We start from the raw sequence: 13860 nt of genomic DNA, 5'->3' as shown, positions 1-13860 counted from the left end.
GGCTGCCACACGCGCGGCGGCTCTACTTCGGGGATCTCCTGGACTCAGCCAGCGTCGACTCGACCCGGGCGAGACGTTCCGACAAGTCCCGTACGGCGGTGCGTAGCTCGATGACCTCGCTCGCCAGATCTGTCGCCGGCCTTTCCTCGGGCTGCTCGTCCTCCCGGACGAAGACGCCCTTGCCCTGCTGGCCGATGACCAGGCCCTCGTTCCGCAGGATCCCGACGGCCATCTTCACGATGCTCAGCGAGGCGTCGTACTGCTCGGCGAGCTGGGTGGTCGACGGCAGCGGCGCGCCGGGCGCGAGAGCCCCGCCGCGGATCTGTTCGCGCAGATCGTCGGCGATCTGGAGGTAACCCGGTCGTCCCGTCTTCTTGACCATCGCTCCTATCTCAGCACAGGAGAACGACCAAGCCAACCGAGAGAACATTGACAACCAGGCCAACTAGGTTAACTATGTTGGACTACGAGCCTTAAGGAGGTCTCCACCATGCGCGCCATCCCGATCCCGGTCGACACGGCCAAGCTCACCTTCACCTGCGTCAAGGACCCGCGCCCGCGCCTGCTCAACCAGCACACCGGCGAGGTCAAGACCGACAAGAACGGCCAGACCGTCTACGAGGTCGTCACCTCCGTCGAAGACGACTTCGGCCGCATTGAACTCGTCAAGATCGGCATCTCCGGGGAGCCCCCGGTCACGCGTGGGCAGCAGATCAACCCCGTCGGGCTGATCGGCTACCCCTGGGAGCAGACCCGCGACGGCGAGGTGAGGTGGGGCATCGCCTACCGCGCCTCCGCGCTGCTCCCTGCCGAGGAGGGCGCCAATGCCTGACACGCTCGCCCAGACGCTCGGAGTCCTGGCCGCCCTGATGGCCGGGCTCTGGGCCTGGCAGCGCTTCCACTACCACTCGTACTGGCTACTCATCGGCTTCCCGCTCGTCGCGCTGACCGTACGGGCAACCTGGCGGAAAGTCGCCCTCGGCTGCGGGCTAACCAAGAAGCGGCAACGCTGGTGGTTCACCACCGTCCCTGGCGCGATCGCCTCGACCGGGATCGTGAAGGTGCGGCGGCGCTTCCAGCGGGTCGCGGTCGACACCAAGCCGTGGATGTGGCTGCCTCGCCCGACCCGGCACGGCTGGCGGGTCACCCTGTGGACGCTTGAGGGCCAGATCCCGGCCGACTACGCCCAAGCGGCAGAGCGGCTCGCGCACTCCTGGGGCGTCCACGCGGTCCGCGTCTCCTCACCACGTCCCGGGCGGGTCGTCCTGGCCGCGACCATGCGCGATCCGCTGGTGCGGGTCGATCACATCCCGCGCTCGGGGGAGTTGCTCAAGGTTTCGGTGGGGCGACTAGAGACCGGCGGCCTCTGGTCGATCGACTTCCGTACCGTCCCGCACTGGATCAACGCGGGCGCGACGCAGTCCGGCAAGTCGAACCTCGCGAACGCGCTGATCGTCGGGCTCGCCCCGCAACCGGTCGCGCTGGTCGGCTTCGATCTCAAGGGCGGCGTGGAGTTCACCCCGTACGCCCCGCGCCTGTCGGCGCTGGCCACCACGCGCGGGGAGTCGGTCGGGCTGCTGGATGACCTGGTCGCGCTGATGGTCGACCGGATGGGTCTATGCCGTACTGCTGGCGCGCGGAACATCTGGCAGCTTCCGCCGGGGGTGCGGCCGGTGCCCGTTGTGGTCCTGGTCGACGAGCTGGCCGAGCTGTATCTGATGGCCGACAAGTCCGAGAAAGACGAGGTCGCGCGTACGTCCACGGCGCTGCTGCGGGTGGGCCAGCTCGGGCGGGCGTTCGGCATCTATCTGTTCCTGTCCGGTCAGCGGATCGGCTCCGACCTCGGCCCCGGCGTCACGGCACTGCGGGCGCAGTGCTCGGGCCGGATCTGCCACCGGGTCAACGACCCGGAGACGGCCACGATGACGCTGGGCGACCTCGACCCGGCGGCCCTCGTCTCCGCGCGGGCGATACCCGCCGAGACACCAGGCGTCGCGATCGTCGCCTCTCAGGACGGCCAGTGGTACCGCGCCCGGTCCTTCTACGTCTCCGAGCACGCCGCCGAGTACGCGGCGCGCACCTGGTCCCACCTGGCTCCGGAGTGGGCCGAGGTCATCCGGCCCGGCCACTCCTCCGGGCTGGATGAGGCCGACCTGTCCGAACTCCTCACCGCCTGAAACCGGATCACCTGAACCGACAGAAAGGGGGTAACGATGCGACGCCTCGCCTCATGGCTGCTCGACTCCGGGCCGGTCCTGATCCTGGCCGCTATCGCGGGTGCCGGATCGTTCACCCACATCCGCGACACGGCCACCGATCACGGGCAAACCGGCTGGATGTCCTGGGCGGTGGCCGTCTGTGTCGACCTCACGTGTGTGATGGCGGCTCGGGAGCGTCAGCGGGACAAGAAGACCGGCCGCCTGCGGCAGGGCTGGGCGTCGTGGCCGACGCTCGTCCTGGTCGCCGGGATCGTCCTGTCCCTGGCCGCCAACCTCCACCAGGCCGAGCCGACCGTGTGGGGCTGGCTCACCGCCGCGACTCCGGCGGGCGCGTTCCTCATCGCGGTCTCGATGTTGGAGCGCCGTGCCTCCGGCCCTCGTCCTGAACCGTCCTCGGCCACCGTCCCGGCGTCCTCACTGGTCATGGCCTCTCCGTCCGCATCGCCGGCCCTTGCACCGTCCACCGCTCCGGCATCGTCCTCGACCGTCCCGGGCTCGTCCCCGATGGCCGCTGGGTCGTCCGCCGTACCGGTGTCCGTCCCTGCCGACGAGGACGGCGCTCCGGAACCGTCCCCGGCGCTCGTCGACTACGCCCGGCGAGTGGCCGACGAACACCACGCCAAGCATGGCAAGCCGATCACCCGCGATCTGCTCCGCGCCCGCCTGGGCGTGTCCAATCAACTCGCCTCAGACCTGCTCCGCACCCTGCGAACCGCGTCCGAACCCGCCTGACTGAAAGGAGAACCGACCATGCGAATCCGCCTCGACGGCACCCGCGCCGAGATCGCCGACGCCCTGTTCCGGCTGCGCCAGACGTTCACCGTCTCCGGCGTCTCCCGCGCCTACCTCGACCGGACCCGGCCGCATCACTGGCGGGTCTTCGTCTCCACCACACCCCGCGAAAGGAGGTGACCCGCGTGAACGACACCGAGCAGGCTCCCGCCCCGGAGACCACGGAGATCACGCCTCTGCGCTGGCAGTGCTGCCACTGCGGCGGGGGCGGCCTCGACTCCTACGGCGACACCTGCCGCCACTGTGACGGGCTCGGCTTCTGCTGACCGTCAGCGCCCCCGGCCTGGCCGTACATCCGCCAAGACATGCGCCAGGTCGGGGGCCGTCCCTCCACCCGCAACGAGTGAAAGGAGGTCTCCATCTTGCCCGCATCTCTCACCAATGCGCACGCGATCCGCGGGGCTATCGCCCGGCTCGATGACCCGAACTACTCCCGGTGGGAAGCCCAGATCCGCCGCGCGGGCGGCTGCCGACAGCCGATCCACCTTCGCGGCCGAGTCGAGCACTGGGACACCGCCACCGGCGAACTCCTCCACCGCTACAGCACCCGGACCGAACCCGACGGCGTCTTTCGTGTCCCGTGCAAGACCCGCCGCGCCTCGCGCTGCCCGTCCTGCGCCGAGACCTACCGGGCCGACACCTACCACCTGATCCGCGCGGGCCTCGTCGGCGGCAAAGGCGTTCCCGAGTCAGTGACCGGTCACCCGTGCCTGTTCGTCACGCTCACCGCGCCGTCCTTCGGTCTCGTCCACACCCGACGTGAGAAGAACGGCAAGATCCTCCCGTGCCACGCCCGCCGCAACGCTCAGAAGTGTCCCCATGGGCGGGTCCTGTCCTGCACCGCCCGGCATGGAGCCGATGAGGATTGCCTCGGCGAACCGCTCTGCCCGGACTGCTACGACTACGCGGGCTCGGTGATGTTCAACGCCACAGCTCCGCTGCTGTGGAAGCGGTTCGCTGAGGCGCTTCGCCGGCACCTGGCCAAGAGCGGCGGTCTCACCCTCGCCGAGATGCGCGCCCAGCTCGTCGTGTCCTTCGCCAAGGTCGCCGAATACCAGCGGCGCGGCGTCGTCCACTTCCATGCCGTGATTCGGCTCGACGGACCGGACGGGCCGACTTCGACGCCTCCCGCCTGGACGACCCTGGCCCTACTGGCTCAAGCCGTACATCACGCGGCTTCGGCGATCACGGCTACGGTCCCAGCGATCGATGGTCAGACGGCGCAGGTCCTGCGCTGGGGCCACCAGGTCGACGCCCGCCCCATCACCCTCGACGGCGAATTGACCGAACAAGCCGTCGCGGGCTACATCGCCAAGTACGCCACCAAGGCCGCCGAATGCGTCGGCACACTCGACCGGCGCGTCTTCCCCACCGAGGACCTGGCCGTCCTGCCCGTACGCGAACACGCCCGACGGCTCATCGCCGAATGCCTACGCCTGGGCGCCCTGGATGACCTTGCTGGCCTCCGGCTGACCCAATGGGCTCACATGCTCGGCTTCCGCGGCCACTTCTCCACCCGATCACGCCACTACTCCACCACCCTCAGCGACATCAGGGCCGACCGCGCCGAACACGCCATCGACCAGGACATCACCACCGGCCGCCTTCCCCTCTTCGAGGAAGACACCGTCCTCGTGATCTCCGAGTGGCAATACGTCGGCCGCGGCTTCACCCCCGGTGACGCCCTCCTCGCCGCCTCGTTGACCGGCACGGCCTTACCCCCGGCCATAGCGGTCTTCGGAGGTGATGCCTGATGACGCGCAATGACAAGCTCCTCACCCTGCCGGAGGTACTCGACGAACTCGGCGGCGTCTCCCGCCGGACCTTCTACCGCTGGCGCGAACTGGGCCACGCGCCCAAGTGCATCAAGCTCCCGAACGGCGAACTTCGCGTGTGGCGAAGCGACTTCGCGACTTGGCTGGAAACCCTCCGGGAGGTCGTGTGAACACCTCCTATGACGTGAAGCTCTGGGACATCCGGCAGAACCGGACCAGCAAAGCCCCGTCATACATCGTGCGATGGAAGGTGGGGCCCAAAGAGAAGTCCAAGGCTTTCCGGACCAAGGCTCTCGCCGACAGCTTCCTCTTCGACCTGCGCCAGGCCGCCAAGCGCGGTGAGGTCTTCGACTTGGAAACTGGTCTCCCCGTCTCCATGGTCAAGGTCAAGCAGGCAGTCACATGGTTCGCCTTCGTCCTGGCCTACATCGATATGAAGTGGCCTCACGCGGCGGCCAAGACGCGCGACAGCCTGACCGATGCTCTCGCGACCGTGACCCCCGCACTCGTCGACGAAGACGCGCCCGACAAGCCGGATCAGCTCATCCTCCGGGAAGCACTCCGGCAGTACGTTCTCCCCCCGGCCTCACGGCAACTGGCGCGCCCGGCTGATATCGCGGCAGCCGTCGCGTGGCTCAAACGTCACTCGCTAGCCGTGGCCGACCTGGCGAAGGTCCGCAACGTACGGCTCGGCCTCGACGCGCTGACGCTCCGGCTCGACGGCGGTGCAGCTGCGGCGACGACGATCACTCGGAAACGCTCGGTCTTCTACAACGTCCTTCAGTACGCCGTAGACCTGGAAGAGCTGTCCTCGAATCCCATCGACAAGGTCAAGGCGTGGAAACCTCCGAAGGTTCGCGAGGCCGTGGACCGGCGGGTAGTCGTCAACCCCGTTCAGGCTCGGGAACTGCTCGCCGCGGTGACCTACGCGGGCCGTGTAACCCGCGGCCGGCACCTTCGAGCCTTCTTCGCCTGCCTCTACTTCGCGGGCCTTCGCCCGGCCGAAGCGCTCGGCCTCCGTAAGCAGGACTGCCACCTTCCGGAGTCCGGATGGGGCCGCCTGGTGCTCGCAAAGTCCAAGCCGCAAGCGAACAAGCGATGGACAGACAGCGGAGAGGCGCACGACGATCGCGGACTGAAGCACCGTGCCGAAGACGAGGGGCGCCCCGTCCCGATCCCGCCGGAGCTGGTGACTATCCTCCGCGAGCACATCGACGAGTTCGGCGTTCACGATGACGGGCGGCTGTTCCGTACATCACGAGGTGGCGTGATTTCCATTGGGACGTACTGCGAGGCGTGGCAGAAGGCTCGAACCCTTGCCCTCACGCCGGAACAGGTCGTGTCCCCGCTGGCGGCCAGGCCATACGACCTGCGGCACGCCGCCGTCTCCCTCTGGCTCAACGCCGGGGTAGCCGCCCCCGAAGTCGCCGAACGCGCAGGGCACGGCGTGGACGTTCTGCTAAGGGTCTACGCCAAGTGCATCGACGGCGGCGCCGCGATCGCCAACGGACGTATTGACGACGCTCTCACCTTCTAACCGTTTCTACGCTCAAGGGGTCTCGCTCATCGCGGGACCCCTTTATTGTGCCTAATCATGCTGGCCGGAGTCTCCTATCACACCTGTATCGCTACCACCAAAGAGATGCCGTCGCATGACAAGCTACCCAACAGCCGCCAATAGACAGTCCATAGACAGAACATCCCAACAACATCGTCATTCAGCTGGACGCTCAGAAAGGTAGTCTTTCAAGCGAGGGATGCTATCTCCATAAGGCCCCCAATAGATACGACCATCCGCATTCAACTCCTCCAATCTTTTCCTAGAAAAACGCCACGCCCTTCCAACAGGTGGGGCTATCTGATGACCAGATGGCGCGACGACCGAGTATCGGAAGCTAGGGTTGTCGACACTACTGGTCAGGTCGGTTGCACGCCACGGGCCCCTTGGATCATCGTCAAGGTTGCGGAATCCGAGATTGCTCACCGCTTTCACGATCTTTCCACCAGAACTGGACACCGTGGAACGTGGACGACCACTCAGTTCAGCAATTTTTCCCCAGGAAACCTTGTAATGAAATCGGCAGGCAGCGGCAGCAGACTCTTCAATCTGTTCAGCGATCGATCGAACCCATGCGGCCGCATTCAAGAGTCTCATCGCCTCCCAAAGAGCAAGAACATCTAAATCAGTCTCATCAGAAATACTAGCGAGCACCTTACTCCCTTCGGCAAAATTTTCCGAGTTAATCGCAAGAAAGTCGGATCTATCAGAAAAATCTTCATCTACCGACCAGTGAGCCAGGAGTTCCGTCAGTTTCGACATTGCAAAGCCTCCTCCACCGAGCCGCACAGTCTGCCTGTCGAACAACGACCTCTTCCATCGCGTCTGTACGACTATCGTACATCTTGCCGAATGCTTGCCCGCCCACAAGCCGGACCGATACATCAGATCCATACGTACGAGACTCATACAGAAGATGGGTACGACTTTCGTACACATGGGGCCGAAAAATAAATGGAATACTCCCGGTACACCACTAAGTGTGTGTACATTAAGGTCCGAGGAGCTAGAAGGAAGAAGTTAGATGACTCTGCCTCCCTCCCGCGCCCAGCAGTCGAGAGACAGAGCCATCCTTCAAGTGACTAGAGCCAAGCTGCTAGTCAGTTGCCCAGCCGGCGAATGATCTCGTCGCTGAGAACCTTGATGACTACGGTGAGACCAAGCCTCACAAGTAGCCACCTGGTCCAGCGACGAATCCTTCGCCGGTTGGGCCAGCGCCACCCCTCGGCGCGCTCCATAGAAGGAGGCACTTGCCTCCCCTTTCGGTTGCGGGTTGAGCCGCCCCAGTGAACTACTGGGGCGGAGGATGCCCGCGCCACGCGAGACGCGAGACACCCCACGGAGCTGGACTGAGCCTTGCCAGTACGGCCCCGTGGAGGCCCCGCACGCACAGGATGTGACAGAACCACACTAGAGGGTCATGGTGCTCTGACGGGGCATTCTTCACATTCTCAGACGCGGAAACGCGAAGAAATTAAGGCACAAATACGACTAATCCGACACAAAGTCTGTAATGGAACGTCGGCGGTCGGCTGCCTTTATGGAAGAGCTCAACAGGTCGCGTGATGTGTCAATCCGATGTCGCTCGCCTTGATGAGCACGCCGGTCGAACGAGACTCTCAGCCCCCTCATCCCCATCGCCTTCTTATGCACTCGTGACCTGGGCAGACAACATCAAGATCATCCCGTGAATATAACGTGATCAGCGGCCGAGGGCTGCTAAGGGTGGCGTATGGCTGCACATGGGTGGAAACGATCAACGGCGTCCGACCGTAGCGAAACCGCTGGTCAGACGCCGTTTCCGGAGGTGGGAGCGGAGAGCGTGGGATTCGAACCCACGAGGAGCGTCAAGCCCCTAGCGGTTTTCAAGACCGCCGCCATCGTCCACTAGGCGAGCTCTCCTGGCCGATGCCCAAAGGCACGGAACATCACCATAGTCTCTCACCACGCGCCGGGTGCCCGCGACAAAAGACGATCTCCGAGCATCGGGTCAGATCTGGTCGGGGATCTCGGAGTACCGGCGCTCCGCAATCGCTTGCGGCCCGGCGAAGCCGTCGCCCACCGCGGCGGCCAGCCGGAGATACGCCTCCCGGGTCGGCTCCAGCAGCCGGTCCAAATCGATCTCCGCGCCCTCCTCCAGATGCGGGTCGTACGGCACGCGGATCACCGACCGGCAGCGCGCCGCGAAGTGGCCCTCCAGCCGGTCGAGGTCGACAGCCGACTTCGAGCGCGGCCGTACGCTGCAAAGCACCACGGTCGCGGCCCTGACGAGTTCCGCGTGGTTGTGCGCCTCCAGCCAGTCGAGGGTGGCCGAGGCCGCCCGGGCTCCGTCGACGGACGGGGAACTGACCAGCACGAGTTGGTCCGCCAGATCAAGGACTCCGGACATCGCCGAATGGAGCAGTCCGGTGCCGCAGTCGGTGATGCAGATCGAGTAGAAGTTCTCCAGGACCTGGGCCACGGCCTGGTAGTCGGTCGCGCTGAACGCCTCCGACACCGAGGGATCGCGATCGGACGCCAGGATCTCCAGCCGCGACGGCGCCTGGGACGTGAACGCCCGGATGTCGACGTATCGCTTGATCTGGCTCCGCTCGTTGAGGAGATCGCGCACGGTAGCCGAGGTCTCCAGTTCGACCTTGTCCGAGAGCGTTCCACGATCGGGGTTGGCGTCCACGGCGATCACGCGGTCACCGCGAATCTGGGCGAGCGTGGCCCCGAGCCCGACCGTGGTGGTGGTCTTGCCCACGCCACCCTTCAGGCTGAGCACGGCGACCCTGTGGTGCCCGGTGGCGACGGGGGTGCGGGCGCGGGAGATCAGCTCGCGCCGCCGCCGGACGTCAGGGGCCTCGCCCGGCTTGATCCATCCACCGGACGCCTTGTAGACGAACCGGCGCCATCCGCGCGCGGGAGCGTTCCTGCGGCCCTTGAGCAGGCTGCCCGGGTCGAGGCTGTCCGCGGACGGCTTGCCTCCCGCCTTCGCCCCGCTTGTACGCCCGGGAGCGCCGAAGGTGGTAACCGCCGGAGCCTGCCTGCGGCGAGGCTGGTACGGCTCACGCTCCTCCAGGGCCTGATCCTCCGAAGAGGTGGGGGACGGAGCCTCACGCGAGGTTCCGTCCGATCGCCGGTCCGGCAGCGGATCCGCGCTCGGGGCCGTCCCGAAGGGCTGCGCGGGGGCCAGGTCGTCCCGCAGGGACCCCCCGAACGGCTGGCCCACAGTCTCTTCATGGGGAGAGCCACCGAAACCTTCACGCGAGGAGCCGCCGAAGGGCTGTCCAGGGGCCAAATCGTCCCGCAGGGACCCCCCGAACGGTTGACCGGGGGGGAGATCCCCGCCCAGTACGCCAAAGGACTGACCGCCGGTCTCCTCACGCGAGAAACCGCCGAAAGACTGACCGCCGGTCTCCTCGTGCAAGGAGCCGCCGAACGACCGCTCCCCTTCGTACGGCTTGCGCTCCTCGACCGGCGTTTCCTCCGGGAAGGGCCCGGTGAAGCGTTCGGTGACCGCACCGAGCAGTCCGCCGGAGAAGGGCGTCCCGCTGTCAGAACCGGAAGCCCCGGAACCACTGCTCCCCGAACCGGAAACCCCACCGGAAACCCCGGACTCGGAGAGCCCGGACCCAGGAACTCCGGAGCCGGAGAACCCGGAACCCGATGATCCGAAACCGGAGAGGCCGGAAGTTCCGGTGCCGGAGTTCAACGAACCGGAAGTCCCGGTGCTGGAAGACCCGGTGCTGGAAGATCCATCCGTCTCGACGACCGGCACCGCCGGCTCCAGCCACCCGCGCACCGGCTCGTCGGACTTGGACGCCTCTGTCCTGCTCTCCTCGGATCCGCTCTCGTCGGACGGGAGGTCCTCAAGGCGGTGTTCCCCGGTGGGGAACCGGACCGGCTGTGTGTGGTGCTCCTTGTAAGAAGTCCGGACGTCGGACTCCCCGAACGCGCCCACATTGAAGGAGTCGGTGTCGACGGGGGAGTCCTGGAACAGCGGGCCCCGCCCGAGGCCCGCCGGAGGCGTACCGGGGAAACCGGGCAGCCCACCGTCCTCGGAAAGCCCCGAACCCCCAGAACCGGAAGACCCGGAAGACCCGGACAAGCCGGCGGACGATCCAGAGGTGTCCGCTGCCCCGCCGGCCGGAGCGACGACCACCGTGGCGCCGTACGCGGGATCCGTCGCCGTACGGAACAGCGCCTGGGAGGCGGGCTCCGACGGCACCGAACGCCAGGGGTCCTGAGGGTACGGTGAAGGCACTTCCGGCTCCGTGAGCGGAGCAGGCGCCAACGACGCCGAGGTCACCGCGCTGACCGCGATGTCCACCTCGTCGGGCATCTCCTTGATCGCGTCGAGCCAGGCGAGCTGGTCCTCGAGAGAGTGGGGATCCTCACGATCGTGTCTTGCCACCGTGTTCCCCCTCGGGATGGGCTAAAGGGGCAGCAAACACATTGCAGATTAGCGCCCTCTAATGCAGCGAATGCGGGCAACCGCCGAGTTCGCGGCCCCGCTAGTTTGGTCCCATGCGCGCGATCGTCATTATGGAGCCTGGTGGACCTGAGGTTTTGGACTGGCAGGAAGTCCCCGATCCCGAGCCCGGGCGGGGTGATGTGGTCATCGACGTGGCCGCCTCCGCCGTCAACCGGGCGGACCTCCTCCAGCGCCAGGGTCACTATCCTCCGCCGAAAGGCGCCTCGGAGATTCCCGGCCTGGAGTGCTCGGGGACCGTGATCGAGGTCGGCGCGGACGTCGAGGGTTTCCGGCCGGGGGACCAGGTCTGCGCGCTGCTCGCCGGCGGAGGGTACGCCGAGCGCGTGGCCGTGCCCTGGCAGCAGGTCATGCCCGTTCCGGCGGGGGTGTCGCCGGTGGAGGCGGCGGGGCTGCCCGAGGTCGCCTGCACCGTCTGGTCGAACGTCTTCATGACCGCTCGCCTGCGCAAGGGCGAGACCCTGCTGGTCCACGGCGGCGCGAGCGGCATCGGCACCATGGCGATCCAGCTCGCCAAGGCGTACGGCTCCCGCGTGATCGCGACGGCCGGCTCGGCGGAGAAGGTGCGGCGGTGCCTCGAACTCGGCGCCGACGAGGCCCTGAACTACCGCGAGGAGGATTTCTCGGTCAAGAAGGCCGATGTGATCCTCGACATCATCGGCGCGGCATATCTGAAGAAGAATCTGGACGCCCTGGCGGTCGGCGGCCGCCTCGTCGTGATCGGCATGCAGGGCGGCAGGGTGGGCGAGCTGGATCTCGGCAAGCTTCTGGCCAAGCGCGCGTCGATCTCCGCGGCGGGGCTGCGCGCCCGGCCGGTGGACGAGAAAGGCGCCATCTGCAGGGGAGTCGTGCAGGACGTCTGGCCTCTGATCAGCGCGGGCGCGATCAAGCCGGTGATCCACGCCACCGTGCCGATGCGGGACGCCGCCGAGGCGCACCGGCTGCTGGAGTCCGGGGACCACATCGGCAAAATCCTCCTGGTTCGGTGAGTTAGGTTTGAACGCATGAGTACCGACCGAGCCCGACGCGGACGAGGAGTGATGAGCGGCCGATGAACGCAGAAGAGAGCACGCCGCAGATCGTGGTCGTGGGGCCCGACGGCTTGTCCGTGTCCGGCGAGAACGGCGAGCGCGAGGAGCGCTCCGTCGCCGACCTCGTGGAGCAGCCGGCGAAGGTCATGCGCATCGGAAGCATGATCCGCCAGCTTCTCGAGGAGGTCCGTGCCGCTCCCCTGGACGAGGCGAGCCGCAAGCGCCTCAGGGAGATCCATGAAAGTTCCATAAAGGAGCTGGAGGACGGCCTCGCGCCCGAGCTCGTCGACGAGCTGGAGCGGCTGTCGCTGCCTTTCACCGACGACAACGGCGCGCCGCCCTCGGACGCGGAGCTCCGGGTGGCGCACGCGCAGCTCGTCGGATGGCTTGAGGGACTCTTCCACGGCATCCAGACCACGCTGTTCGCCCAGCAGATGGCGGCGCGTGCCCAGTTGGAGCAGATGCGCCGCGCTCTGCCCGGCGGCATGTCGCAGGGGCAGGACGACCAGCAGCACCTCCGCGCCTCTGGGCCCTACCTGTAAGACCGGGCCTGTAAGCGCTTATCTGTAAAGAGCTTCCAAAATCAGGGCGACCCCGTCGTCGTTGTTGGCCGCCGTCACGTGATCGACGGCGGCCAGCACCTCGGGATGGGCGTTGGCCACCGCGTAGGACGTCCCCGCCCAGGCCAGCATGGGCAGGTCGTTCGGCATGTCGCCGAACGCCACGACCTCGCCGGCCTTGATCCCGAGCTCGGCTGCCAGGGTGGCGAGCGCCGACGCCTTCGTGACGCCGTGCGCGCTCATCTCGATCAGCGCCCGGCCACTGGAGTGCGTCGGGGTCACCAGGTCGCCCACGAGGTCCACCGACAGCCGGTAGAACTCGTCCGGATTCATCGACGGGTGCTGGGCGAGCAGTTTGGCGCACGGCCGCGACGTCAGCGTGTACGTCCCCACCCGAAGCCCGGGCGCGCTCCTGGCCTCCGCGCCCTTGACGGCGAAGTCGGACTCGTGCGCGTAACCGCCCTCGTATTCGACGGCGAAGACCAGCTCGGGCAGGTGTTCCCGCAGGCGGCGGACGGATTCGTCGAGGACGTCGGGGGCGATCATGCGGGCCTCGACGATCCGCTCGGTGTGCAGATCGTAGACGAGCGCCCCGTTCGCGCAGATCGACAAGCCTCGGTGGCGTACGGCTCCCGCCACGCTGTGCATCCAGCGGGGCGGCCGTCCGGTGACGAAGACGAGCGTCCCACCGGCGTTCTCCACGAGAGCGAAGGCGGCGGCCGTACGGGCGGAGACGGTCCCGTCGGCCCGCAGGGCGGTGCCGTCCAGGTCCGTGGCGACAAGGCGGGGGCTGGTCATAACAGCCTCCAGTTTGCACGCTGTTGTACCCGCGTCCGTCCTCGGGGAGGAAGGCGGGGGAAATCTTCCCCCGGACGTGGAACACCCACCGGCGACATAGTGTTAGATGTGATGGCGTTGTATTAGCTGTTCCCGTAGCGAAAGCCAGCTTGACTGTATGAGCCACCCGGGGAGCTGTGCGACACACCGGGGTTCACGAGGTGTGAGCCCCAAGATTCACTTCCTTAGGGAGAGCATTAATGGCTCAGGGAACCGTCAAGTGGTTCAACGCTGAGAAGGGCTTCGGCTTCATCGCACCGGACGGCGGGGAGCCGGACGTCTTCGTCCACTTCTCCGCGATCTCCGGCAGTGGCTACCGCAACCTCGAGGACGGCCAGCGGGTCGAGTTCGAGGTGACCTCTGGTCCGAAGGGTCCGCAGGCGTCCAACGTCCGTGCGCTCTGATCTCTGAACACCGTTGAAGGCGGGGTCCGCATCCGCGGGCCCCGCCTTCGCGCTTTCCATGCCCCTTCCCGGGGCTGAGAGCGCCCTGTAGGCGGCCTCACCGATAGACCGGGCCCGACACCCGACGCAAGAGTTCGCGGCTCAGGATCGGGCTGGCGGCCCGAGGCGCCGCCCCCACGGATCGGACCGGCGGACGGTCGCTCCGAC

Annotated in this window: 15 protein-coding genes and 1 tRNA gene; 11 read left to right on the top strand and 5 right to left on the bottom strand. The window is 66.9% G+C overall.

What is annotated here, in order from left to right:
* Positions 1-22: 22 nt before the first annotated feature.
* A complete protein-coding gene (locus tag AB0I59_RS24165) occupies positions 23-382 on the bottom strand; it encodes a GntR family transcriptional regulator (RefSeq protein ID WP_358136192.1) in 360 nt (119 codons plus the stop codon).
* 108 nt (positions 383-490) lie between these two features.
* Here AB0I59_RS24165 and AB0I59_RS24160 point away from each other — a divergent pair, with 108 nt between their 5' ends.
* The 8 genes from AB0I59_RS24160 (at position 491) to AB0I59_RS24125 (ending at position 6323) form a co-directional block, all read left to right on the top strand.
* Complete coding sequence (locus AB0I59_RS24160; protein ID WP_358136190.1) at positions 491-832, top strand: SCO3933 family regulatory protein; 342 nt, start codon at positions 491-493, stop codon at positions 830-832.
* Positions 825-2177 (top strand): FtsK/SpoIIIE domain-containing protein, encoded by a 1353-nt coding sequence (locus tag AB0I59_RS24155; protein WP_358136188.1) that lies wholly within the window; start codon positions 825-827, stop codon positions 2175-2177. The genes AB0I59_RS24160 and AB0I59_RS24155 overlap by 8 nt, the downstream gene beginning before the upstream one ends.
* A 36-nt stretch (positions 2178-2213) precedes the next feature.
* Complete coding sequence (locus AB0I59_RS24150; RefSeq protein WP_358136185.1) at positions 2214-2951, top strand: DUF2637 domain-containing protein; 738 nt, start codon at positions 2214-2216, stop codon at positions 2949-2951.
* 18 nt (positions 2952-2969) lie between these two features.
* Positions 2970-3131 carry a DUF3970 family protein gene (locus AB0I59_RS24145; RefSeq protein WP_157530828.1) on the top strand — a complete coding sequence of 54 codons (162 nt, stop codon included), beginning with the start codon at positions 2970-2972 and terminating at the stop codon, positions 3129-3131.
* A 5-nt stretch (positions 3132-3136) separates the two neighbouring features.
* Positions 3137-3277, top strand: a complete 141-nt coding sequence (locus AB0I59_RS24140; protein ID WP_358136182.1) for a hypothetical protein — start codon at positions 3137-3139, stop codon at positions 3275-3277.
* Positions 3278-3373: 96 nt separating this feature from the next.
* Positions 3374-4765 (top strand): replication initiator, encoded by a 1392-nt coding sequence (locus tag AB0I59_RS24135; RefSeq protein WP_358136179.1) that lies wholly within the window; start codon positions 3374-3376, stop codon positions 4763-4765.
* The gene (locus tag AB0I59_RS24130; RefSeq protein WP_358136176.1) at positions 4765-4956 is read left to right on the top strand and encodes a helix-turn-helix transcriptional regulator; all 192 of its coding nucleotides are present in this window, start codon (positions 4765-4767) and stop codon (positions 4954-4956) included. The genes AB0I59_RS24135 and AB0I59_RS24130 overlap by 1 nt, the downstream gene beginning before the upstream one ends.
* A complete protein-coding gene (locus tag AB0I59_RS24125) occupies positions 4953-6323 on the top strand; it encodes a tyrosine-type recombinase/integrase (protein ID WP_358136173.1) in 1371 nt (456 codons plus the stop codon). Before AB0I59_RS24130 ends, AB0I59_RS24125 begins: the two co-directional genes overlap by 4 nt.
* Before the next feature lie 177 nt (positions 6324-6500).
* Here AB0I59_RS24125 and AB0I59_RS24120 read toward each other — a convergent pair whose 3' ends face one another.
* The 3 genes from AB0I59_RS24120 to AB0I59_RS24110 all read right to left on the bottom strand — a co-directional run bounded on the left by AB0I59_RS24120 (position 6501) and on the right by AB0I59_RS24110 (position 10743).
* Positions 6501-7106, bottom strand: coding sequence for a hypothetical protein (locus AB0I59_RS24120; RefSeq protein WP_358136170.1), 606 nt, complete (start codon positions 7104-7106; stop codon positions 6501-6503).
* 1052 nt (positions 7107-8158) lie between these two features.
* Positions 8159-8246, bottom strand: a tRNA-Ser gene (locus AB0I59_RS24115).
* An 88-nt stretch (positions 8247-8334) separates the two neighbouring features.
* On the bottom strand, positions 8335-10743 hold the full coding sequence (locus AB0I59_RS24110) for a MinD/ParA family ATP-binding protein (RefSeq protein WP_358136167.1): 2409 nt from the start codon (positions 10741-10743) through the stop codon (positions 8335-8337).
* Between the two features lie 113 nt (positions 10744-10856).
* Here AB0I59_RS24110 and AB0I59_RS24105 point away from each other — a divergent pair, with 113 nt between their 5' ends.
* Together AB0I59_RS24105 and AB0I59_RS24100 are read left to right on the top strand one after the other, a co-directional pair.
* Positions 10857-11810, top strand: a complete 954-nt coding sequence (locus AB0I59_RS24105) for an NAD(P)H-quinone oxidoreductase (RefSeq protein WP_061255875.1) — start codon at positions 10857-10859, stop codon at positions 11808-11810.
* A 62-nt stretch (positions 11811-11872) separates the two neighbouring features.
* A complete protein-coding gene (locus AB0I59_RS24100) occupies positions 11873-12394 on the top strand; it encodes a bacterial proteasome activator family protein (protein WP_061255877.1) in 522 nt (173 codons plus the stop codon).
* A gap of 18 nt (positions 12395-12412) precedes the next feature.
* On the opposite strand, the gene AB0I59_RS24095 is transcribed toward AB0I59_RS24100, so the two are convergent.
* Entirely contained in the window at positions 12413-13210 is a 798-nt protein-coding gene (locus AB0I59_RS24095; RefSeq protein WP_061255879.1) for an HAD family hydrolase, read from the bottom strand.
* Positions 13211-13449: 239 nt separating this feature from the next.
* On the opposite strand from AB0I59_RS24095, the gene AB0I59_RS24090 reads away from it, so the two are divergent.
* On the top strand, positions 13450-13653 hold the full coding sequence (locus tag AB0I59_RS24090) for a cold-shock protein (protein WP_061255882.1): 204 nt from the start codon (positions 13450-13452) through the stop codon (positions 13651-13653).
* Positions 13654-13860: the final 207 nt, after the last annotated feature.

Origin of the sequence: Microtetraspora glauca (assembly GCF_040656155.1) — a bacterium.
Lineage (GTDB): Bacteria > Actinomycetota > Actinomycetes > Streptosporangiales > Streptosporangiaceae > Microtetraspora > Microtetraspora glauca.
The sequence above is the reverse complement of the archived record's forward strand: the minus strand, read 5'-3'. Positions and strand labels throughout refer to the sequence as shown.